This window comes from Hymenobacter ruber (genome assembly GCF_054783255.1).
Window position 1 is genome coordinate 722,861 of sequence record NZ_BAAGQX010000004.1, and the last position, 22,807, is coordinate 745,667.

Here is a 22,807-nt window from a genome sequence, read left to right on the forward strand (position 1 = left end):
TTGCTTTTATTTCACTGGCGAAATGTCTTGTCAGATACCATCTCAATAGCCGGTAATAACGCTAGGTGACAGTGACGGGCAGCTAGGTAGCGGGGATACCCGCGCCATTGAGGGAATGCGCTTGGTTGTGGCTATTGAATAACTGATTCAGTGACTGCCTCGATTTCCTGAGCAAGGAAGCGGAAATGCATTCCACAAGCTGATGAGCAGCCTTCAGCGTAGCCGCCGTGGAAGCCATAATGAAGCGTAAGGAATTAATCTCAGTTCAGTTTTATCAAAAGCCCCCGCAGCTTCAGAAGCTGCGGGGGCTTTTGATGCTTGATTGGCGCATAAAAATGAGCTGCCTGTTGCGTTTTATGGGGCTATACTTATTTTTGGTTCGCACCTGGGCCTTTTAAAAACTGCTGCTATTTGAGATGAAAAAAAGAACCTTAATCGTAGGAATCAGCTGCGCGGTATTGTCGGCGCTTGCAGTTGACGCTACGGCGCAGAACGCGCCAAAAACCACGCTCAAATACGGGAAATACGGCTGCACTTCCACGAAATACCACGGGGGCTTCTACGAATTCACTCCCCACGGCTCGTTCACGATAAACCCGGACGGCACCTATTTCTATTCAGGGTTTAAAACGCCCAGCAAAGGCAAATTCAGCGTTGATAAAGAAGGCAACCTGCTGTTCACCGGCGGTTATCTCGACAAGGGCAAGGCGACAAAAATAGACCGTCCCAATAAGTTTTTTCTGGTGTTTCCCACCATTCCCGATTATCGGTGGACGTGCACATGCGTTGAGAAATAGGCGCTTGAATAAGCCAGTAAAAAGCCTGACCTGAAGGACGTATCGGGCTTATTATTGCGGGCGTGGCGAACGAGTTGGCATCCTGGTCGGCCCTGATTTCTGGTGCTTGCCGCTCCCTTTTCGCGGGTAGGCATTAAACTGAGTCCCGGCTTTGCCATCCAACCCCTGCTTTTGCCGCCCTGGCAAGTATCCCTTCGCGTTTGGAAGACCACGAAATCCTGCTCAAGTTTCAAGACCCGGCCTCGCGCAATCTGGCGTTCAACCAGCTCGTGCGCAAGTACCAGAGCAAGGTGTACTGGCACGTGCGCAAGATGGTGGTGGACCACGACGACGCCGACGACCTCACCCAGGACGTATTTGTAAAGGTCTGGAAGCACCTCGAAAACTTCCGCCAGGATGCCCAGCTCTTCACCTGGATTTACCGCATTGCCACCAACGAGTGCCTGAATTTCCTTAGCAGCAAGCGGCGCAAGTTCCTGCTGCCCCTCACCGATGTGGGAGCCGAGCTGGCCGCCAAAATCGTAGCCGACCCCGCCATTGCTGGCGACGAGATTGAGCTAAAGCTGCAAAAAGCCATTCTGCGCCTGCCCGATAAGCAGCGCCTCGTCTTCAACCTGCGTTACTATGACGAGATGCCCTACGAGCAAATGGCCGAAGTAACGGGCACCAGCGTAGGGGCCTTGAAAGCTAGCTACCACCACGCCGTGAAGAAAGTGGAAGAGTACGTGACCCGCACCACCGACGACTAACCCCGCCCCCGCACAATTTTTTACTGGCGGAATTAAACGCTGCCCCCGCCTTTTCATCCAACCATCATGAAAACTGCTTTCAAGCTCGACGCGCATCCCCGGCGGCCCCGCCCGCTGCTGAGTGAGCCGCCCGCGGGCTACTTCGATAAACTGCCGACCCAAATAATGGCCCGGCTGCCCCAGGCCGATGCCCGCGAAACTGCGCTGGGCCGGGGCTGGCTCAGCTTCCTGTCGCCGGCGCTGCGCACTGGCCTGGCCTCGGTGGCCGTGCTGGGCGGGTTTGCCGCCTCGTTTTACATGAGCGGCAGCGCGCCGTTGGTGCCCGCCACGGCCGCCACGGCCTCGCTCGATGCCGTGCCGCGCACCGAACTAGTGGGCTACCTGCTCACGAGCGGGGCCCGCGTCGAAAACTCCGACCTGGCCGTGCTCGCCGCCGCGCATCCGGCCATCACCAAGGGCTTCCTGCAGGCCTCGGAAGAGGAGCTAAACGATGCACTGGACGCGCAACCTTCCGACGAATCCACGTACCTCTAATTCTGTATTCCTACTTTGCTATCATGTCCGTTTTATCATCCATGCTTCGTTTACTAAGCATAGCAGCCTTGCTGCTGGTGCTGGCACCTGCCGCGCACGCCCAGGGCGGTGGCCGCCGGGGCCAACGCCTCGGCCAGCTCGAAAACGCCAAAATTGCCTTCATCACCAACCGCGTATCGCTCACTCAGGACCAGGCCCAGAAGTTCTGGCCGATTTACAATGAATTCTCCGACCACCGCCGTGAGCTCAACCGCAACGGCCGCCTGCTGCGCCGCGACGTGACCGAGGGCATGACCGACCAGCAAATCCGCGACAACTTCACCCAAGCCTTCAACATGCGCCAGCAGGAGCTGAACCTGGAAAAGGAGTATTTCGATAAATTCCAGAAAGTCATTTCTCTGCGCCAGGTCGCCCAGCTGTTTCAGGCCGAGCGCGACTTCACCAAAGAAGTTATCAAGCGCGTGGCTGGCACCGGTGCTCAGCCCGCCATTGATACCAACTGAGGCCGATTCTTTCTGAGCTATACCAAGAAGCCGCTGCCCTCGCAGCGGCTTCTTTATTTTTGCGGGATAATCGAAACCAGCGGCTGTTGGTTTAGCACTTGCTTCCATTTGTCATCCTTCGCTCCGCTCAGGATGACAGACGCGAAATCGACTACAAAATCAGTCAAATCCGATAAATCCGTGGTCCTAACACCCCGCCAATTATTCCTGCGCCACCAGGCCCAAACATCCGATTTTCCGCTGCTGCTGGAAATTGAGCGGGCCGAAGGCGTGTACATGTACGGCCCCGACGGCCGCCGCTACCTCGACCTCATCTCGGGCATCGGTGTGAGCAACGTGGGCCACCGCCACCCGCGCGTGCTGGCCGGCATTCAGGCTCAGCTCGACAAATACCTGCACCTGATGGTGTACGGCGAGCTGGTGCAGGCCGTGCCCGCCCAGCTGGCCGAGGCCATCCACAAAACCCTGCCCGCGCACCTGGATTCGGTGTTTTTCACCAATTCCGGCACCGAGGCCATCGAGGGCGCGCTGAAGCTGGCCAAGCGCCATACCGGCCGCACCGAGCTCATTTCCTGCCTCAACGCCTACCACGGCTCCACGCACGGTGCGCTGTCCATCACCGGTTCCGAGGGCTTCAAAAACAGCTTCCGCCCGCTGCTGCCCGACGTGCGCCACATCCGCCACAACGAGCTGGCCGACCTGGAGTTCATCACCGAGCGCACCGCCGCCGTGGTCATCGAAACCGTGCAGGGCGAAGCCGGCGTGCGCGTGCCCAGCCCCGGCTACCTGCCCGCCCTGCGCGCCCGCTGCTCCGAAGTAGGCGCGCTGCTCATTCTCGACGAAATCCAGTGCGGCTACGGGCGCACCGGCACCATGTGGGCCTTCGAGCAGTTCGGCATCGAGCCTGACATCTTGGTGTGCGCCAAGGGCATGGGCGGCGGCATGCCCATCGGCGCGTTTATTTCGAGCACCGAAATCATGTCGGGCTTCAAAACCAACCCCATTCTGGGCCATTGCACCACTTTCGGCGGGCACCCGGTGAGTTGCGCGGCGGCCCTGGCCACGCTGCAAATTATTCAGGATGAGCGGCTGGCGGAAGGCATAGCTGCGAAAGCGGAGCGGTTTCGGGCGCAGCTGCGGCACCCGGCCATCCGGGCGGTGCGCGGCCGCGGCCTGATGATGGCTGTGGAGTTTGACTCTTTCGCCGTGCTCAAACCCATTATCGACCACGCCCTGGCGCATGAAGGCATCCTCACCGACTGGTTCCTGTTCTGCGACAACTCCCTGCGCCTGGCCCCGCCGCTCACCATCAGCGAGGCCGAGATTGACGAAGCCTGCGCCGCGCTGCTGCGGGCCATCGAGCACATTGCCGGTGGGGGCGGAACGGATTGAGGCGACTAACGAACCAGCAGCCGATTCGGTGTATCAACAAGAATCGGCCCTTTGGCAACCCGCAGTGGGGCTGCTAAAGGGCCGCTTTTGTTTCGGGCTACCCGATGAAAAAGTCATTACACCGTCACGTTGGGACGGGGCAACTCATTGTAATTCAAGAAAGACGTGCTTTCTTCTTTGATGCGGTCCTTGGGCAGGCCGTCTTTCACGCCCTGCGAAATCTTGCGAACCAGCACGCCCACAATGGCCTTGCGGAAGCCCAGCTTCTCGGCCATCATGATGCAGAAATCCATCTCGGTTTCGTCCACGATGCCATCGGCCAGCATCATGTCCACGAGGTCGAAAATCTGGTCGAACCGCTCCGAATCGGTGGTGGGCAGGTCATTGCTGCTGCCTTTGGAGCCCGACACCAGTGCCTGTACTTCGGAGCTGCTGATGCCGTTCTTTTTGCCCACCGCAAGGATGAAATTCATCTCCCGGGCGTCGATGTGGCCATCGGCTTTAGCCAGCGCCGCGAGGTTCAACAGGTGGCTTTTGATTTTTTTAGCCTGCTCATTTTCGAAAAAACCGAACATAAACGTGGGAATTAAGAAGTGGGAGATGATTTTGTGCGTGAAACCGCGATTTTCGGGGTAAGATACACGAAAAATCGTCTTTTTGTTAGCAAATTATTGTTCTGCTAAGAGAAATACAAACGTTTCCATAACGGCAATTTCTGGGCCTGGGTTGAGGGTTTGCATTCATTTCGCCAACTTTGCGAGGTTTGGACGCCATTTGCGCGCTCCGTCGCATTTTTGATAGGCAAGATGAAGAGAATAGCGGTTTTTACGAGTGGAGGCGATTCGCCGGGCATGAATGCTGCCATCCGGGCGGTGGTACGCACGGCCACTTACCACGGCATTGAGGTTTACGGCATTATGCGGGGCTACAGTGGCATGATTAAGGGCGAGTTTGTGCGCCTCGATTCGGCTTCAGTATCCAACACGGTTCAGAAGGGCGGCACCATACTGAAATCGGCGCGCAGCCAGAAGTTTATGACCAAGGAAGGCCGCCAGCAGGCCTTCGACCAACTGGTAAACAATGGCATTGAAGGCCTGGTGGCCATTGGCGGCAACGGCACCTTCACCGGCGCCATGATTTTTGAGGAAGAATTCGGCATTCCAACGGTGGGCGCGCCGGGCACGATTGATAATGACCTCTACGGCACGGACTACACCATCGGCTACGATACGGCCGTGAACACGGCCCTGGAGTGCATCGACAAAATCCGGGACACGGCCGACTCGCACGACCGCTGCTTCTTCGTGGAAGTGATGGGCCGCGACTCGGGCTACATCGCCATTCCGTGCGCCATTGGCGGCGGGGCCGAAATCGTGATGATTCCGGAAACGCAGATGAGCGCCGATGTGGTGATTGACACGCTGCAGGCGGGTTGGCAGCGCTCCAAAACCTCGTTCATTGTCATCGTGGCCGAGGGCGAGGAAGAGGGCAACGCCACCAACACGGCCGCCCGCGTGAAGGAAGCCATCCCGCAGCTCGACACCCGCGTCACGGTTATCGGCCACATTCAGCGCGGTGGCTCGCCCACGGCGGCCGACCGCCTGCTGGGCTCCCAAATCGGCATCGCCGCCGTGGAAGGCCTCATGAACGGCATGCGCAACGTAATGGCCGGAATCGTGGATAAGAAGCTGGTGTACACACCGTTCACCGATACCATTAACAAGAAGAAGCTCATCAACCAGAGCTTTATGCGGATGGTGGAGATTCTGAGCGTGTAGTCTTCGACAGCTGTCATAGCGAGCATTCCGCGCATCAAGCGGCGACGAAGCAATCCGTCCTGTTCTCAGCGTCCAGCTCTATAATGTGAAAAAGCCCCGGTACCGCGTAGTGCCGGGGCTTTCTGGTAAAATGAGCTGGTTACAACTGCACCCACTGATACGCCGGGTCCCGCCGCAGCCAGGTCATTTGGCGCTTGGCGTAGCGGCGGGTGTTGCGCTGGAGCAGGCGCACGGCTTCGGCCCAGTCATACTCGCCGTCCAGAAAGCCGAAAATTTCCTGGTAGCCCACGGTTTGCAGGGCGTGGTGGTGGCGATAGGGCAGGACGGATTTGACCTCATCGAGCAAGCCGGCTTCAAGCATATGCTCCACGCGAAGGTTGATGCGCTGGTACAATTCTTCCCGCTCGCGGGTGAGGGCCACTTTCACGTTGCGGAACAGTGGGTTTTCGGGCGGCGGGCCGGCGGTATGAAAGCTGGAAAACGGCCGGCCGGTGGCACGGGTAATCTCGAGGGCGCGTACCACGCGCTGGGGATTTTGCTGGTCGATGCGGGCGTGGGCCACGGGGTCGGTTTCGGCCAGCTCGGCCACGAGGTGGGGGAGGCCGTGGGCGGCCAGCTCGGCGTGGAGCTGGGCCCGCACTTCGGGCGGCACGCTGGGCAGCTCGTCCAGCCCATCAGTTACGGCCTGCACGTAAAGCCCCGAGCCGCCGGTAAGGATGACCAACGGGTGTTTTTGGAATAAGTCGGTGAGCACGGCCAAGCAATCGGTGGCGAAGCGGCCGGCGCTGTAATCCTCCGTGATGCTGTGGCTGTCGATGAAATGGTGGGGTACGCCATCCATTTCGGCGGGCGTGGGTTTGGCCGTGCCGATGCTGAGCTCGCGGAAAAACTGGCGCGAGTCGGCCGAGACAATTTCGGTGTGGAATTGCTGGGCCAGCTGCACGCACAGGGCCGTTTTGCCCACGGCCGTGGGGCCGGCAATGGTGAGCAGCACGGGGCGCGGGTCGGCGGCGGTGGGCGCCAGCTGGGCGAGGATTTCGGGAGGAAGTGCGGACACGGCGGAAATAACGCACGGCCAAAACCGGCAGCGCGGGTCGCAAAGTTCGCGCCGCCCGCGCTATTGCAGCCCCACGATGCGGAATTCGACGCGGCGGTTGAGGCGGCGGGTGGCTTCCTGGTCGTTGCTGGCAATGGGCTCGGCCCCTCCCAGTCCCAGGCCGGTGATGCGGCTGCCGGCCACGCCGTGGTCGGCCAGGTAGGCTTTCACAGCGGCCACGCGCTGCTGGCTGAGCACCACGTTTTTCTCGGGCGGGCCCACGTTGTCGGTGTGGCCGCGCAGCTCGATGGTCAGGCCGGGGTTGTCAATCATCAGGCGCACCAGCTTATTGAGAGCGGCGGCCGACGAGGGCAGCATAGCGGCTTTGCCCTGCTCAAACTGCACGTTGGCGAGCTGTTCAGTAGCTCCCACGGCCAGCGGGCGAAGCAGAATGTCGCGCACCAGCGGGCCGGGCGCGGCGGCCCAAGTGCTATCGGTGGAGAAATAGCCGGGGTGCTGGGCGTGGTATTGGTAAGGAATGCCCGGCTTCGAGGTATAAGTGAAATTACCCCGCACCGACAGCAGCACGGCCGTGCCCACCTCGTCGTGGTCGAGGCGCAACTGGGCCTGCGGTAGGGGCAGCGAAGTAGTGGCGTCGAGCACGCGGCCTTCCCAGATGGCGGTGGTGGGCGTGGGGGGCGGCGCGGGCGGGGCCGGTTGCACCACGCCAAACAGGTTGCAGCCGGCCAAATCGGTGTAGGTGCCGCCGCGCACGCGGGTGGCCTGGCGGCGGGCCAAATCGACTTGATAAAGCCCGTGCGGGCCGGCCAGGTACATGCGGCGGCGGCCGGCGGCATCGTTCTGCATCAGCAGGTCGCTGTAGCCGCCGCGCACGGGTAGACCGTCTAGTTGAATGCGCTCGGGGGCGGGCTGCTTGGTGTTGAGGTTTACTTTCAGCAAGGAGCCATCGGTGCTGTACACCATGTACATCGTATTCGCATCGTCGAGGCAAAAATTGCCGTGCGTGCCCGCGCTGGCGAAGCCGATGAGGGGGTAATAGGGCGCTTTGCGAATGGGGTCGGTGGCCCACACCACGCTCACGCGGCCCTCGTGGGGGCTCACGCGCACCAGCAGGTTGGCGTCGGAAGTCATGAAATATAGGTCGCCGTGGTCGTCGGTGGCGGCGGATATCCAGACGTTTTCGGGGCCCTGGGCCGGGAGCTGCCATTTAGTGTAGTCCCCGCGGCGGGCGGCGGGGTCGTAGCGGTATACGCGCTCGGGGGCGTTGGTGGGGGCTTTCGTGACGGAATACAGGCAGTTGTCGAACCCCTTGGCCAGGGCGTAGGACTGGAAGGGCAGCACCCGGCGGTGGGCACGGGGTTTGGCTGTGGGGTCAGAATTCGAAAACTCGTGGATGGTGCGGCAGTCGTCTTCCCACTGACCGTCGTGGTAGCGCAGGGCGGCGATGCCGTACATTTTGCCGTCGCAAATCTGGTCGGCGTAGCGGCGGCTGGGCCAGGGCGCGGTGGTGAAAGCGAATGATTCGACCAGCTGCCGGCCCTCGGCCAGGTAGCGGCCGTCCTGGTCGGTGTGGGCGCGGTATTCCACCCGAAACTCGTAACCGCCGCGCCAGAGCTGCCGGCCCACTACATGAGTGCGCGGAGCCGGGGCGGGCGGGGCGTAAGTGTATTCGTAATCAACTTCATCGGTGGGGCCGGCGCTGTGCTGGTCGAGGCGCAGCACCTGTACGCGGGGCAGCCGCTGGATGCGTTGGTAGACCGAATCGGGTCGGCCCGCGCCCAGCAAGCGCAGGTCGCGCCGGTCATCGGGCAGGGGTTGCTGGTTGACTTTCACCATCGCGACGATGGCGGGTGCGCCGGCTGTAAACGTGGCCACCTGCCCGCCCGTGGCCCGGGGCGGCACCCAGCCCGGCGCATAGGCCAGCTGGTAGCGGGCTTGCGCGTCAGTGTATGGGATGGCGGCGGGCGGCGTGGGTTGCGCCTTCAGCCCCAACCGGCAAACCAACAAGACCAGCGTCAGAAAAATCTTCATAGGCCGGAGCAACGGGAAACCAAGGTAAGCAGCTACAAAACAATAATTTCGGCGCGTAGTGCCATCCATTGGGCCGACAAGATAACGCCCACAGCCGCCTTCCGGGCCGCAAGCGGCCGGAGCGTTGGCGCAAGCAAGCCCGTGATTTAAGGCATTGACCCGGTATTCAGGCGCAAGTCAGGCTACGCGAACAGACCCTCGAACAGTTCCAGCAGCACTTGCTCTTCGTGCTGCCAGCTGAGCTGGGGCGCGGCGCGGCGGCAGTTTGCGGCCAGGTGCTGGTAGCGGGCGGGCTCATCACGCAGCAGGCGGTTGAGGGCGGCGGCCAGGGTGGCGGGCTCCAGATTGGTCACCAGCTCGGCCACGTCGAACTGGTCGTTGAGGGCGCGGTATTCGGGGAAGTCGATGAGCACCTGCGGGATGCCAGCGTGCACGTAATCGAAGAATTTATTGGCCAACGAATAGTAGTAGCTCAGGCCGATATTTTCCAGCAGCATGATGCCTACGGCCGCGTGCCGTGTCACATCGCGCAGCGCTTCGGGCAGCACGAAGCCCCGAAATTCAACTTTGCCGGAAGCCAGCAAACCCAGTTTTTCGGCGCGCTGGCGCAGCGCGGCCGAGAGGTCGCCCTCGCCGCAAATCACCAGCCGGCCCGCCACCTGCGGCATGGCATCGATGAGCTGCTCCAGGCCCCGGCCCATGTTCAGCGCGCCCTGGTAGAGGATGTAGGCGGAAGGCGGGGCAGCGGTGGGGACCGGCGGCAGCACCTCGCCGGTGCGCAGGCGGCTCACGTTGCGCACCACGGCGAAAGGCCGGCCGGAGCGCTGCTCAAACACCCGCGCCAGGGCCGGGCCCACGGTGTAGGCCAGCCGGGCGCGCGGCACTATAAAGCGCTCTATCCGCCGCCAGATGCGCTGCACCGCCGGCCGGGCCACCACCTCGGGCACTTCCGTGAACAGCTCGTGGGCATCGTACACAAAGGGCTGCCCGCCGAGCTTGGCGCGCAGCCACACGGGCAGGGCGGTGTCGAGGTCGCAGGCGCACCAGGCGGCGGCGCGCTGGCCCAGCAGGTAGATGAACAGCCGCAGGTTGTACTCCAGATAAAACAGCTTGCCTTTCTGAAACCAGCCGCGCAGCCGGTGCTGCTGGTAGGGCTGCGCCGTGAGCGGGGGCGACGTGGGCCGCTGCCAGCCCACCAGCTGCACCCGGTAGCCGGCGGCGGCCAGGCTGCCGCAGATGCGCTGCATCCGCTGGTCGAAGCACAAATCGGTGGTGACGGTGAAAAGCAGCGGCTTGGATGGGAGCGGCAATGGCAGGGAGCGAGGGGCAGCCGCGCGGGGACGGCCGGGAGTAATTATATTTTGCCAAATTTACACCGCCGCCTCGCAGCGCGCTGGCTTATCTTAGCCGGAAATATCAACCGGTAGTTCGTGTCGTTTATGGCTCCTTTCTCGGCTACTTCCACTGCCCGCCCCGTAGCGCCGCCCTTGGCGGCGCTGCTCGACCAGCTTGGCCAGGTGTACATGCTGGCCGATTTGAAGGGGACCATCGTTGAGGTCAATGAGGCCCTGCTGGCCCTCACGGGCTACACCCGCGATAAGGTGTTGGGCCAGCACTGCTACCAGCTTTTTGCCCCGCCCACTGAGCGCGAAGCACGGCGGCGCGAGTTTCTGGAAATAATTGAGCATCAGAATGTGGCGGCCAGTTATGAACGGTCGGTAAGTACGCGCACGGGCCAGCTGCGCTACCTGAACTGGCAGGCCGGTTTCGCGCACGATGCCGCCGGGGGCGTGACGGGCCTGTGGATGGCCGGCCAGGAAGTGGCCAGTAACAGCGTGGTTAGTCCGGCCCTGGCCGGCGACAGCACCCACCTCCAGGACTTTCTCGACAACGCCCAGGACCTGGTGCAGCACCTCGGGGCCGACAACGGCTTCCTGTTTGTGAATAAGGCCTGGAAGGAAAAGCTGGGCTACACCGATGCCGAACTGGCCACCCGCACCCTGGCCGATGTGGTGCACCCCTATTACAAGGCCAAGCTGCTCTACCAGCTGCGCAACCTGTATGATGGCGAGCCGGTGAACAAGGTTGAAACCGTGTTTCTGACCAGTCAGGGCAAGCCCGTGCACCTTATCGGGAGCATGAACGTGGTGCGCGAGGAAGGCCAGCCGGTGAGCAGTCGCGCCATTCTGCACGACATCACGGACCGCATCAAAGCTGAGCGGCTCCAGAAAGTCTACTACAGCATCGCCAACCTGGCCATCTCGGCCAAGGACTTGCCCAGCCTCTACGGGGCCATTCACCGCGAGCTGAGCAAGATTATTGAAACCAGCAACTTGTTCATCGCCCTCTGCGACGATGCTCGCACGCAGCTGCAGTTCGTGTACCACGTCGACCAGCACCCGCAGGCTCGGCCGCAGGGCACGCGGCCGTTTTCGGCGGGCGTGTCGGAATATATCATTGCCGGCGGGCAGCCGCGCTACCTCACCCACACCGACTACCAGCAGCTGGTGCGCAGCGGGGCCGTCACGGCCTTCGGGCAGGCCCCGGAGGTGATGCTGGCCTCGCCGCTCAGCATCGGTGACCGCATTATTGGCGTGCTGGCCGTGCAGGACTACAGCCGCGCCGACGCCTACACGCCCGGTGACCTTGACGTGCTGCACTTCATCTCGAACCAGGTGGCGCTGGCCATCGAGCGCAAGCGCAACGAGGAGCAGATTGGCAAGCAAACGGCCCGCCTCAATGCCATTTTCGAGAGCGGCTCGCACGTGATGTGGACGGTGGACACCCGCGCCAACCTCATGAACTTCAACCGCAACTACGCGGCCCTGTTCCTGCGGCGCAACGGCACCTACCCGGTGCGCGGCCTCAACCTGTGGAAGGCCGACCTGGCAAACATGCCCGCCCACGAGCGCGACACCTTCGTGCAGCATTACGACGCGGCCGCCAAGGGCCAGGCCCAGCGCTTCGAGATGCGCCTGCGCGATTCTCGCGGCCACGACGTGTGGACCGATATTTACCTGAACCCGATTTACCTGGGTGACGGCTCGTTTGAGGAGATTTCGGCCATTGCCCACGACATCACCGAGCAAAAGCGCGCCCAATTGGCCCTGGAAGGGCAGGAGGAGAAGTTTCGCTCCATTTTCGAGTCGTTCCAGGACATTTATTATCGCACCGACGAGGAAGGCATCCTCACCATCGTTAGCCCTTCGGTGCGCGACGTGCTGGGCTACGAGCCCGAAGAAGTGGTGGGGCAGCCCATCGTGAATTTCTACGTCGAGCCCGCCGACCGGCCCCGCGCCACCGAGGAGGTGGACCGCAGCGGCGGGCTGCGCAACTTCGAAACCCAGCTCTGGCACAAGGACGGCTACCCGGTGAGCGTGCTGGTGAATGCGCGCATCGTGGGCGGCGGCGATGCCGGCACCCAGGGCATTGCCCGCGACGTGACCGAAATCAAGCAGATGCAGGACGACCTGCGCCTGGCCAAGGACGAAGCCGAAGCCGCCCTGGAGGCCAAAACCCAGTTCCTGGCCAACATGAGCCACGAGCTGCGCACGCCCATGAACGGCATCATCGGCATGATTGACCTGCTCGACCAGACCGTGGAAACCGACGAGCAGCTCGACTACGTGGACACGCTGCGCAAGAGCTCCGATGCCCTGCTCACCATCCTCAACGACATTCTGGACCTGTCGAAAATCCAGGCCGGCAAGCTCCAGATTCACGAAACGCCCATTGAGCTGCAGGCCGTGATGGAGCGCATTCGCGCCCTGTTCATCTACCGGGCCGAGCAGAAGCACATCCGCTTCACCTACCACATCACGCCGCACACCCCCCGCTACGTGATAACCGACGAGGTGCGCCTGCTCCAAATCCTGAGCAACCTGGTGGCCAACGCCATCAAGTTCACCAACGAAGGCACTGTGGGCATCGTGGTGAGCAGCGTGAGTACCGACGGCGAGCTGCACACCCTGCGCTTCGCGGTGCAGGACTCGGGCATTGGCATTTCGAGCGACAACGCCAGCCTGCTCTTCACCAATTTCACCCAGCTCGACACCACGCCCAGTAAGGCCTACGGCGGCACGGGCCTGGGCCTGAGCATCAGCCGGCAGCTGGCCGAGCTGCTGGGCGGCGAAATCGGCGTGCTATCGGACGAAGGCGAGGGCTCGGTGTTCTGGTTCACCATCAGCGCCCGCGAGGCCCAGCACATCGACCTGCCCGCAATGGCCCCATTGCGCGAGGCGGCGTTTCAGCCCTTTGAGGCTGCCCCGAGGGTGCTGCTGGTCGATGACAATGCCATCAACCAGAAGGTGGGGCAGCGCCTGCTCACCAAGCTGGGCTGCGATGTGACCATTGCCGGCGGCGGCCCCGAAGCCATTGCCCTGGTGAGCAAGCCGGGGGCCAGCTACAACATTATTTTCATGGACATCCAGATGCCGGATATGGACGGGGTGGCCGCCACCGCCGAAATCCGGCGCTTGCTGGGCAGCGCCTGCCCGCCCGTAGTGGCCATGACGGCCTATTCCATGCAGGAAGATGCGGGCCGCTTCATGAGCCAGGGCCTCGACGACTACGTGGGCAAGCCCGTGAAAAGCCGCCACCTCTACGAAGTTCTTCACCGCTGGCTCCGGCCACGTGCCACTCCCGCCGCTACGTCTCCGGCCGCGGCCGTCGGGACCAGTGGCACCGCCCCGGCCACGCCGACTACGCCAATACCGGCCGAAACGCACGAACCCACGCTCGACGTGAACATCATGCACCAGCTGATAGAGCTGGGCGGAGCCGAATTCACGTCTGACCTCTACAAAGAATTCGAGCAGGAGGCCGGCGACTTGCTGCGCGATGCTGCCCCCGTGGTGGCCGAGGCCAATTTCCGCGAGCTGCTGCCCATGCTGCACCAGCTCAAGGGCACGGCCGCTACGCTGGGCGGGGTGGCGCTGGCCGCGCAGGCCCGGCACCTTGAGCATCAGTTCAAAGAGGGCCGGCTGGATGAAGGTTCCGTGGGTTTTCAACTTCTGGAACATTACTTTGCGCAGTTCGTTGCCGAATATCCCGGCGCAGTGGAGCGCGCCGCTGACCCCTCGGCCGCTTGAGCGCGGCAAATTCCCTATTGCTCTACCCTATGAACCCAACTCAAACCCCTTCGCCAATGTCCGCCGACCCTTCAACCAAAACCATCCTGATTGCCGAAGACAGCTCGGTAATTCTCAATCTTACCCGCAAAATCCTGGAATTGCAGAAGTATAAAATCGTGCTGGCTAAAAACGGTGGCGAAGTGCTGAAGCAACTGGAAAGCAACCCGGTGGATTGCGTGCTGATGGACATCAACATTCCCGTGAAAGACGGCATGCAGTGCACCCGCGAAATCCGCGCCCACGCCGACCCCAAAATCAACAAGCTGCCCATCATCGCCATCACCGGCAACGCCAACAACTACTCGATGGACCAGTTCCGCGAGGCCGGCGTGACCGACTACCTGCCCAAGCCGCTCGATTTCGACGCCCTGGTGCGCGTAGTGAAGCAGTACGTAGGGTAGTAAAATGAGGAATGAAGAATGAGGAATGAGGAATTGCTTCTGCGGCTTCTAATTCTTCATCCCTCATTCCTCATTCCTCATTAAAATGGTTGTAACGTTCTTAGGTACGGGCACGTCTTCGGGCGTGCCGATGATTGGCTGCACCTGCGTGGTGTGCCGCTCGCTCGACCACCGCGACCACCGCCTGCGCGTGTCCGTGCACCTGGAAGTGGACGGCCGCAGCTTCGTGGTCGATTCCGGCCCCGATTTCCGCCAGCAGATGCTGCGCGCCCGCGTCACCCACCTCGACGCCCTGCTCTTCACCCACGAGCACAAGGACCACACCGCCGGCCTCGACGACATCCGGGCCTTCAACTTCCGGCAGCAGACCGACATGCCGGTTTTTGCCGAGCCCCGCGTGCTGCAGCAGCTCCGGCAGGAGTTCGCCTACATTTTTGCTGAGCACAAGTACCCCGGCGTGCCCCGCGTGGTGCTGCACCCCATCGTGCGCGATGATGAGCCGTTTGACGTGTTGGGCGTACCCGTGCTGCCCCTCCGGGCCATGCACCACCGCCTGCCGGTGCTGGGCTTCCGCATCGGCGGCTTCTGTTATCTGACGGATGCCAACCACCTCGGCCCCGAAACCCGCGCCCAGCTTCGAGATGCCGACGTTATCGTGCTCAACGCCCTGCGCCGCGAGGAACACATCTCGCACTTCACCCTGGCCCAGGCCGTGGCCGTGCTCGAAGAAGCCGCGCCCAAACGCGCCTACCTCACCCACATCAGCCACCAGCTGGGCCTGCACCGCGAGGTAGAAGCCGAGTTGCCCAGCTGGATTCGGCTGGCGTATGATGGGCTGAAAGTGGAAGTGTAGCCCTGTGGCAATGCGTGTTTTTTCCTACATCAGCCAAGAATATAGTTCGCCGCTGGCCCCGGCTGAAATAATGCGGCGGGTGCAAGCCAGTACGCTGCCACTGGCTAATGACAGTTGGCGTGATGATTACCAAGTTGACCAAAGCCAGCCTTTTCAGGGCGTAGTTGGGGCCGATTCATTTGAAATAGTGCGTCTCAGCGTTTTTCAGGTGCGCCATGCCACGCCACCAAAAATCAAGGGTTGGGTAAGCACGGCACCGGGCCGTGAGGGCAGCGAAATTCGAGTTCGATACTACAATCCGGCCATGCTGAGGCTAATTGGGGGATTAAGTTTGATGGCTGCCGGCTTGGCGGTGGCAAGCATTGTGCAGGACTGGCAGCGGATGGGGACAGTCAACCCATTGGGCCTGATTTATTTTGTATTGCCAGTTTGCGCGATTGTGGGACAGTATTTACAACTCAAGGGTGAACTTGATACGGTTCAGCCGTTGCTAGCGCGACTGTTGGCACTGAAAGAAACTGCCGTATAAATTCTTCCCATGCACACCAACTACTATTTCCTACGCCAGTTGGCCCCCGCGCTCACCGAGCGGCTGCGGGGCTACCGCGTGGCCGTGTGCTTCACCCAGGAGAAGGATGAGCTGGTCATCGCCATCACCAACGGCACAGCTGAGTTCTGGCTGAAAGCGCAACTGGGGGCCAATTTCCCCGCCCTGGCCCTGCCCGAAACCTTCCAACGCGCCCGCGCCAACTCCGTCGATTTGTTCCCGGACATGCTGGGCCAGCAGGTCGAAACCGTGGTTGCCTGGCCCCAGGACCGAGTGCTGCAAGTGAATTTCCGCAGCGGTGCCCGCCTCGTGTTCAAGCTCTACGGCCCGCGCCCAAACGCCATTTTCCGCACGTCGCCCGATGGCAAAGCTCAGCTTTTCCATCAAAAGCTGCTGGCTGATGCCGACCTGCGTCCGCAACCTGCATCCATGCCGTCGCCAGTCGAAACTTCAGCCCCGTCTGAATCTGCGGAACCGAAGGGGGGCGGTAGCCAATCCGTCAAATCCATTAAATCTGCGGTCCAAAAACTCCCCCCGCCGCTGGCCGACCTGCCCCTGCGCTACCTGCGCCAGCATGGCTATGACGAAGCCACACCCGAAGCCAAAACCCGCCAGGTAAACCAGGTGCTGGCCCAGCTTGAAAGGCCGGCCCATTACTACATCATCCAGCTCGACGGCCGCACGCGCCTCAGCCTGCTGCCGCTGGGGGAGGTGCTCGAAACCTTCGCCGGCGACGACCCTGTGGTCGCGCTGCGCCGCTTCGTGCCCATGGCGCTGGGCCGCCGCGCCCTCGAAATGGAAACCAAGCAGCTGCGCCAACTGCTGGAGCGCCGCGCCGACGAGGCCGGCACCGCCGCCGCTCACGCCCGCCAGCGCCTCCACGCCCTGGCCCATGAGGCCGGCTACCGCCACACCGCCGACCTCATCATGGCGCACCTGCACGAGATTCCGGCCGGGGCCACCCAAATCGAAGTGCTGGATTTCTACACCAACCAGCCCAAAACCATCAAGCTGAAGCGCACCGAAAAGCCCCAGCTCACGGCCGAAAACCTCTACCGCAAGGGCAAAAACCAGCAAATCGAAGAGCGCCAGCTCGCCGAGCGCATCGCCCGCCGCGAGGCCGAAGCCCTCACCGCCCTGGAGCGCCTCGAAGAAATGGACACCCAGCCCGCCCTGGCCGAGCTGCGCGGCCTGCGCACCTGGCGCAAGCAGCACAGCCTCGACCCCACGCCCACGGCCACCAAAGCGGCCACGGAGCTTCCCTTCAAGGTTTTTGAGGACCGGGGCTTCACCATTCTGGTGGGCCGCAACGCGGTGAATAACGACCTGCTTACCCAGAAATATGCCCACAAAGACGACCTCTGGCTACACGCCAAGGACGTGACGGGTTCGCACGTCGTCATCCGCCACAAGTCTGGCCAGACCATTCCTGAGCCCGTGGTGGAGCATGCCGCCATGCTGGCCGGCTGGTACTCGCGCCGGCAGCATGACACGCTGTGCCCGGTCACGGTCACGCCCAAGAAGTTTGTGCGCAAGCCCAAAGGGGCGCTGCCGGGCCAAGTAGTGGTAGAGCGCGAGCGGGTGGTGCTGGTGAAGCCCGGCAACCCGTTCGAGCGGGAGTAGCACCGTAGCGCGAACTTTTAGTTCACGCTACAGCACGAAAAAGCCCGCTGCAATTGCTTGCAGCGGGCTTTTGATTTGCGTGCGCGCGGGGAGATTCGAACTCCCACACCCGAAGGCACCACCCCCTCAAGATGGCGTGTCTACCAGTTTCACCACGTGCGCAAATAGAGCAACTAAACCGGGTATTCGGCCGAAGCCGGCGTCGCTGAGGTGGCGAAGCGGGTGCAAAGATAGCCGGAGGATTTGGGCCACACAACCTTTTAGCACCCTTTTTCATCCGCCGTCCACCATTGAACTGGTTATCTTGTGGTTTCGTAATAACATTAGGGTGCTTTTCGTCCTTTTTTCAGAAAATACGCCATGAATACCTCCCCATTGCCCACCAAAAACTCCTTTTTCGGCCGGATGGCCGAGAGTATCACCAAGTTTTCGGGCTCTACGGCGGCCTTTGTGAGTGCGGCGGGCATTGTGCTGGTGTGGGGCGTCACGGGGCCGCTGTTTCATTATTCCGAAACCTGGCAGCTGGTCATCAACACGGGCACCACCATCATCACCTTTCTGATGGTGTTTCTCATTCAGCGGGCGCAAAACAAGGATTCGCTGGTGCTACACCTCAAGCTGAACGAGTTGATTGCCGCCCAGCAGGGGGCCAGCAACCGCCTTATCAACGCCCAGGATTTTTCGGAAGAAGAAATCAAGACCCTGCACGATTTCTATTGCCTGTTGGCCGAGCTGGCCAAAAAGGACAACGACCTGGGCAAAACCCATTCGATAGAAGAAGCCGAGGACAACCACAGCGAAAAGCTGGCCGCGCAAGTCGACTAACGACTGGAATCAACAGAAAAAAGGCTGCCGCAGATGATGCGGCAGCCTTTTTTACTGGCTCAATTTGAGCCGACTATTCGGCCCGGGTGAGGGGCGACTCGACCACGTGCTCCGAGACGAACCATACCTGCATTTCGTTGGTGCGGATGAGCTGGCTCACGATGAGGTCGTTGGTGCCGTCGTCGCCGCTTTCGTCGGATTTGCTGGCGTAATCGTGGCAGTTTTTGAGGAGGCGCTGGTGGCCATCGAGCAGGCGCGACACCTGCACGGGCGCTTCTTCGCGGTCGCGGGGCACGCGGGGGATGCTGCTGAGCTCGGCCACGTCGTGGGCCATGGCCACGGCCACGCCACCCAGAATCTGAATGCGCTCGGCAATGGCATCGACCAGCACTGCCTGCTCTTCGTAGTGCTTATCGAACAGCAGGTGCAGCTGGTAAAAGGTGGGGCCTACTACCTGCCAATGGTGCTTTTTGTACATGTCGCGCAGCGTGATGGTATCGGCCAAGAGCTGGTTGAGCATGGTTACGCTGCTCTGACGGGTCTGCTCGTCGAGGCCGATGGGCAGGCGCTGGCTCACGGTGCCGTAGCGCTGGGTGGGCGAGGGGGCGTGGTTCTGCTGGTTGAGGATGGGCTGAATGTCGACGGCGGCATTGGTGCCGGCCCCTTTGCCGGTGTTGGTGGCAGCGGCTTTGGCGGGGGCTTTGGCGGGGGCTTTTTTGGCGGCCGGGGCGGCAGCTTTTTTGGGTGCAGCGGTTTTGGGAGCGGCAGTTTTGGCGGGAGCAGCCATAATGATAAAAACGAGTGAGGTGAGGGAGGCGGCCGAAACATTTCGACAGCGAAAATTCTATTTCTGCGTACGTAAAGCACCCTGCCGGGTTCAGGCCGCATTCTTAAATTCTGCTTTATGACCGAGCCAACCACGACCACCCAATTGCCGCACGACGTGCACCCCGAAGACCACCTTACCAGCTCGGCCATGCTGCAGGATGTGGTGATTGGCCTCTCCGATGGCCTCACCGTGCCCTTTGCATTGGCGGCGGGCCTGAGCGGAGCCGTTTCGTCGTCCGGCCTGGTCATCACGGCGGGCTTGGCCGAAATCGTGGCTGGCAGCATTGCGATGGGCCTGGGCGGCTACCTGGCCGGCCGCACTGAGGTAGAGCACTACGCCTCCGAGTTGGGCCGCGAGCACCGCGAAGTGCAGGAAGTACCTGATAAGGAGCGCGCCGAAGTCGACGAACTACTGGCCGACATGGGCCTTTCGGAAGCCACCCGCCGCCAGGCCGTGGCCGAGCTCACCGCTGACCCCGAGCAGTGGGTGAAGTTTATGATGAAGTACGAACTGGGCCTGGAGGAGCCCGACCCCAAACAGGCCCCCAAAAGCGCAGCCACCATCAGCGTAGCCTATGCCGTGGGCGGGCTGATTCCGCTCAGCGCCTATTTCGTCACCGATTCGCCTCAGCGAGGACTGGCGTGGTCGGCGGCCATTACGCTGGTGTGCCTGCTCATCTTTGGCTACTTCAAGAGCCGCATGACCGGGCAGCCGCCCGTGGCCGGCGCCGTGAAAATGGCCGTGGTGGGCGCGCTGGCGGCGGCCGCCGCCTTCGGCATTGCGCGGCTGGTGAGCGGGGCGTAGGGTTTCGCCTGTCATCCTGAGCGCAGCGAAGGACCTTATCACGGCTGCGCCGATTAGAATTACTGCAAACTATTCTGGCGTGAAAAGGTCCTTCGCTGCGCTCAGGATGACGAATTGGACCATATCCAAATCAGTAAAAACACCCTCCCCAAGCATGAAATTCAAGCTCCCCGAAACCCCCGCCGTTCCCGTCACCAGCAAGTCCTTCCGCCTGGCCGACGTGGACCCGGCCGATATCACGCCCTTCAAGAACCAGCCCGACGACAAGCTGGAGGCCAGCCCGCGCCTGCTCAAGCTGCGTCAGCGCCTGAGCGAATTGCAGGAGCTGCTCTATGCCGAGCATTCGCGCAGCCTGCTCATCGTGCTGCAGGCCATGGACACGGGTGGCAAGGACGGGGCCATCCAGAACCTGCTCACGGGGGTGAACCCGGCCGGCGTGCAGGTGGCCACTTTCAAAGCGCCTACGTCGGAGGAGCTGAAGCACGATTTTTTGTGGCGCATTCACGCCCAGACGCCCAAAAAAGGCCACATCGGCGTGTTCAACCGCTCGCACTACGAGGACGTGCTCATCACCCGCGTGCACGGCATGATTGACGAGAAAACCTGCGAACAGCACTACGCCGACATCAACAATTTTGAGCAGCTGCTGCTGAACAACGGCACGCGTATCCTCAAATTCTTCCTGCACATCAGCAAAGAGGAGCAGGCCCGGCGCCTACAAGCCCGCCTCGACGACCCCAGCAAAAACTGGAAATTCGACCCCAACGACCTTAAGGAGCGCGCCTATTGGGACGATTACCAGGCTGCCTATCAGGAGGCCCTGCGCCGGTGCTCGCCGGCCGATGCGCCGTGGTTCGTCATCCCCGCCAACCACAAGTGGGGCCGCGACCTGGCCATCACCGAAATCGTGGTGGCCGCCCTGGAGGACATGAACCCCCAGCCGCCCACCGTCGATTTCGACCCCAAAGCGCAGGTGATTGAATAGCAGCCCCCTGTCATTGCGAGGCCGCAGGCCTCGCAATGACAGGGGGCCTAAACGGCCACGGCGCTGGTGGCTTCGGCCTCCTTGCGCTCGCCAATCTGCTGGCGCCACATGGCGTAGTAGAGGCCTTTTTGGGCCAGCAGCTCGGCGTGGCCGCCCTGCTCGGCAATATGGCCGCGTTCGAGCACGAAGATGCGGTCGGCGTGCAGGATGGTGCTGAGGCGGTGGGCAATGAGGATGGTCATGTGCTGGCGCGAGCCCGAGAGTTCCCGCACCGTCTTGCCGATTTCCTCTTCGGTGAGTGAATCGAGGGCCGAGGTGGCTTCGTCGAACACCATGAGCGTGGGCTTGCGCAGCAGGGCGCGGGCAATGCTGAGGCGCTGCTTTTCGCCGCCGCTCACCTTCACGCCGCCCTCGCCAATCACGGTGTCGAGGCCCAGCGGGGCGCGGGCCAGCAGCGTATCGGCCGCCGCCTGGCGCAGGGCCGTGAGGCATTCCTCGTCCGTCGCGTTGGGGGCCACGAAGCGCAGGTTTTCGCGGATGGTGCCGGCAAACAGCTGGGTGTCCTGCGTCACGAAGCCGATTTGCTCGCGCAATTCGTCGAGGTCGATTTCATTGCCGGGGATGCCGTTGTAGCGAATCTCGCCCGAGAGGGGCGGGTAGAGGCCCACCAGCAGCTTTACCAGCGTGGTTTTGCCCGAGCCCGACGGCCCCACGAAGGCAATGGTTTCGCCGAGCTTCACCCCGAAGGAAATGTTGGTGAGCGCCTTGCCCTTGGCCGTGAGGTGCTGGAAACTGACGTGGTCGAACGCCAGGTTGTCGATGTGGGCCACCGACTTGGGATGGGCCGGCTTCACGTCCTTGGGCGTGTCGAGAATCGTCTGGAAGTTGCCCAGCGAAATCTCCGTTTCGCGGTACACCCCGATGATGGAACCCAGCTCCTGCAACGGCCCGAAAATGGAGAACGAGTAGATGAAGAACGAGAAAAATTCGCCCAGGCTGATGTGATTCTGCACCCGCAGGTACAGCAACAGCATGATGATGATGTTGCGTAGCAGGTTCACAAAAGTGCCCTGCACGAAGCTCAGCGAGCGCAGGTAGCGCACCTTGCGCAGCTCCAGTTTCAGGATTTTGGCGGTGGTGCCGTTCAGGCGCTCGGTTTCCTGCTGGGCCAGGCCCAGGCTTTTGATGAGCTCGATGTTGCGCAGGCTCTCGGTGGTGGAGCCGGCCAGGGCCGTGGTTTCGGCCACAATGGTTTTCTGAATGACCTTGATGCGCTTGCTTAGGAAAAAGCTCAGAATGCCCAGCAGCGGAATGGTGAGGAAGTAGCCCAGGGCAATGGGCCAGTACACCGTAATGGCGTACCACATCACGAAGGTGATGCCCACCAGCGCCGTAAACACCACGTTTACGAAAGCCTGAATCAGCTTTTCTACGTCGATGCGGACCTTCTGGAGCTTGCCCAGCGTCTCGCCGGAGCGCTGGTCTTCGAACACCTGGTAGGGTAGCTCCAATGAGTGGCGCAGGCCGTCAGAATACATCTTGGCCCCCAGCCGCTGGGTGATGACGTTGACGTAATAGTCCTGGAAGTTTTTGGCGATGCGCGACACCATGGCCACCCCCAGCATAATGCCTACCAGCGGAATCGCCTCCCAAAAAAATGGCCAGAACTGTACCAGCCGCACGCCCGAAATATCCGGGTATTTGGCGGTGAAGTGGTCCACCAGTTGGCGGAAGAAATACGGGTCGAGCAGCGAAAATACTTGGTTGACGGCGGCCAGCCCGAGGGCCAGCACCAGCAGCGGCCAGTAGTTGCGCAGGTAGCTATAAAGGATTTTCATGATGACGAGAACACGCAAGTAGCCCGGCCGGGCCGGCCAGAAGGCAAGCAACCCGGCCGGGCGGCAATGGTTTGGAAGACTGCAATCAAACAGACCGTCATGCTGCGCTGCGCACTGCATGACGGTCTG

The 22,807-nt window shown here is 61.6% G+C and carries 20 protein-coding genes and 1 tRNA gene; 14 read left to right on the forward strand and 7 right to left on the reverse strand.

From position 1 onward, the window contains the following. Window positions 1–416 precede the first annotated feature (416 nt). The 5 genes from ACYVM5_RS13630 (at window position 417) to ACYVM5_RS13650 (ending at window position 3,975) form a co-directional block, all read left to right on the forward strand. A complete protein-coding gene (locus ACYVM5_RS13630; protein ID WP_460618661.1) occupies window positions 417–797 on the forward strand; it encodes a hypothetical protein in 381 nt (126 codons plus the stop codon). A 200-nt stretch (window positions 798–997) separates the two neighbouring features. Further along, window positions 998–1,546 carry an RNA polymerase sigma factor gene (locus ACYVM5_RS13635; protein WP_460618662.1) on the forward strand — a complete coding sequence of 183 codons (549 nt, stop codon included), beginning with the start codon at window positions 998–1,000 and terminating at the stop codon, window positions 1,544–1,546. A 66-nt stretch (window positions 1,547–1,612) separates the two neighbouring features. Next, entirely contained in the window at window positions 1,613–2,080 is a 468-nt protein-coding gene (locus ACYVM5_RS13640; RefSeq protein WP_460618663.1) for a hypothetical protein, read from the forward strand. A 41-nt stretch (window positions 2,081–2,121) separates the two neighbouring features. After that, on the forward strand, window positions 2,122–2,583 hold the full coding sequence (locus ACYVM5_RS13645; RefSeq protein WP_460618664.1) for a hypothetical protein: 462 nt from the start codon (window positions 2,122–2,124) through the stop codon (window positions 2,581–2,583). A gap of 180 nt (window positions 2,584–2,763) precedes the next feature. Continuing rightward, window positions 2,764–3,975, forward strand: a complete 1,212-nt coding sequence (locus ACYVM5_RS13650) for an aspartate aminotransferase family protein (RefSeq protein ID WP_460618665.1) — start codon at window positions 2,764–2,766, stop codon at window positions 3,973–3,975. Between the two features lie 116 nt (window positions 3,976–4,091). On the opposite strand, the gene ACYVM5_RS13655 is transcribed toward ACYVM5_RS13650, so the two are convergent. Beyond that, window positions 4,092–4,550: a tellurite resistance TerB family protein gene (locus tag ACYVM5_RS13655; protein WP_460618666.1), complete on the reverse strand. Its 459-nt coding sequence runs from the start codon at window positions 4,548–4,550 to the stop codon at window positions 4,092–4,094. Between the two features lie 231 nt (window positions 4,551–4,781). On the opposite strand from ACYVM5_RS13655, the gene pfkA reads away from it, so the two are divergent. Next, window positions 4,782–5,753, forward strand: a complete 972-nt coding sequence (gene pfkA, locus ACYVM5_RS13660) for an ATP-dependent 6-phosphofructokinase (protein ID WP_460610388.1) — start codon at window positions 4,782–4,784, stop codon at window positions 5,751–5,753. A 139-nt stretch (window positions 5,754–5,892) separates the two neighbouring features. Here pfkA and miaA read toward each other — a convergent pair whose 3' ends face one another. From miaA to ACYVM5_RS13675, 3 genes are all read right to left on the reverse strand, one after another. Continuing rightward, window positions 5,893–6,810 (reverse strand): tRNA (adenosine(37)-N6)-dimethylallyltransferase, encoded by a 918-nt coding sequence (gene miaA / locus ACYVM5_RS13665; RefSeq protein WP_460618667.1) that lies wholly within the window; start codon window positions 6,808–6,810, stop codon window positions 5,893–5,895. A 60-nt stretch (window positions 6,811–6,870) separates the two neighbouring features. After that, a complete protein-coding gene (locus ACYVM5_RS13670; protein WP_460618668.1) occupies window positions 6,871–8,841 on the reverse strand; it encodes an OmpA family protein in 1,971 nt (656 codons plus the stop codon). Between the two features lie 182 nt (window positions 8,842–9,023). Next, entirely contained in the window at window positions 9,024–10,151 is a 1,128-nt protein-coding gene (locus ACYVM5_RS13675; protein WP_460618669.1) for a glycosyltransferase family protein, read from the reverse strand. A gap of 129 nt (window positions 10,152–10,280) precedes the next feature. Between ACYVM5_RS13675 and ACYVM5_RS13680 the strand changes: the two genes are divergently transcribed. The 5 genes from ACYVM5_RS13680 (at window position 10,281) to ACYVM5_RS13700 (ending at window position 17,397) form a co-directional block, all read left to right on the forward strand. Beyond that, window positions 10,281–13,931 carry a PAS domain S-box protein gene (locus tag ACYVM5_RS13680; RefSeq protein WP_460618670.1) on the forward strand — a complete coding sequence of 1,217 codons (3,651 nt, stop codon included), beginning with the start codon at window positions 10,281–10,283 and terminating at the stop codon, window positions 13,929–13,931. A gap of 56 nt (window positions 13,932–13,987) precedes the next feature. Continuing rightward, the gene (locus ACYVM5_RS13685; protein ID WP_198067298.1) at window positions 13,988–14,374 is read left to right on the forward strand and encodes a response regulator; all 387 of its coding nucleotides are present in this window, start codon (window positions 13,988–13,990) and stop codon (window positions 14,372–14,374) included. Between the two features lie 85 nt (window positions 14,375–14,459). Further along, window positions 14,460–15,227, forward strand: a complete 768-nt coding sequence (locus ACYVM5_RS13690; protein ID WP_460618671.1) for an MBL fold metallo-hydrolase — start codon at window positions 14,460–14,462, stop codon at window positions 15,225–15,227. Window positions 15,228–15,237: 10 nt separating this feature from the next. After that, complete coding sequence (locus tag ACYVM5_RS13695) at window positions 15,238–15,756, forward strand: hypothetical protein (protein ID WP_460618672.1); 519 nt, start codon at window positions 15,238–15,240, stop codon at window positions 15,754–15,756. A gap of 9 nt (window positions 15,757–15,765) precedes the next feature. Then, window positions 15,766–17,397, forward strand: a complete 1,632-nt coding sequence (locus ACYVM5_RS13700; RefSeq protein WP_460618673.1) for an NFACT RNA binding domain-containing protein — start codon at window positions 15,766–15,768, stop codon at window positions 17,395–17,397. A gap of 80 nt (window positions 17,398–17,477) precedes the next feature. Here the strand turns inward: ACYVM5_RS13700 and ACYVM5_RS13705 are convergent. Then, window positions 17,478–17,559: transfer RNA gene (locus tag ACYVM5_RS13705), tRNA-Leu, on the reverse strand. A 198-nt stretch (window positions 17,560–17,757) separates the two neighbouring features. Here ACYVM5_RS13705 and ACYVM5_RS13710 point away from each other — a divergent pair. Continuing rightward, window positions 17,758–18,222: a low affinity iron permease family protein gene (locus tag ACYVM5_RS13710; protein WP_460618674.1), complete on the forward strand. Its 465-nt coding sequence runs from the start codon at window positions 17,758–17,760 to the stop codon at window positions 18,220–18,222. Window positions 18,223–18,295: 73 nt separating this feature from the next. Here ACYVM5_RS13710 and ACYVM5_RS13715 read toward each other — a convergent pair whose 3' ends face one another. Beyond that, complete coding sequence (locus tag ACYVM5_RS13715) at window positions 18,296–19,009, reverse strand: Dps family protein (RefSeq protein WP_460618675.1); 714 nt, start codon at window positions 19,007–19,009, stop codon at window positions 18,296–18,298. Between the two features lie 117 nt (window positions 19,010–19,126). On the opposite strand from ACYVM5_RS13715, the gene ACYVM5_RS13720 reads away from it, so the two are divergent. Both ACYVM5_RS13720 and ACYVM5_RS13725 read left to right on the forward strand, forming a co-directional pair. Further along, window positions 19,127–19,855 carry a VIT1/CCC1 transporter family protein gene (locus ACYVM5_RS13720; protein ID WP_460618676.1) on the forward strand — a complete coding sequence of 243 codons (729 nt, stop codon included), beginning with the start codon at window positions 19,127–19,129 and terminating at the stop codon, window positions 19,853–19,855. A gap of 154 nt (window positions 19,856–20,009) precedes the next feature. Beyond that, entirely contained in the window at window positions 20,010–20,840 is an 831-nt protein-coding gene (locus ACYVM5_RS13725; protein ID WP_460618677.1) for a polyphosphate kinase 2 family protein, read from the forward strand. A gap of 47 nt (window positions 20,841–20,887) precedes the next feature. Here ACYVM5_RS13725 and ACYVM5_RS13730 read toward each other — a convergent pair whose 3' ends face one another. Further along, window positions 20,888–22,678, reverse strand: a complete 1,791-nt coding sequence (locus tag ACYVM5_RS13730; protein WP_460618678.1) for an ABC transporter ATP-binding protein — start codon at window positions 22,676–22,678, stop codon at window positions 20,888–20,890. Window positions 22,679–22,807: the final 129 nt, after the last annotated feature.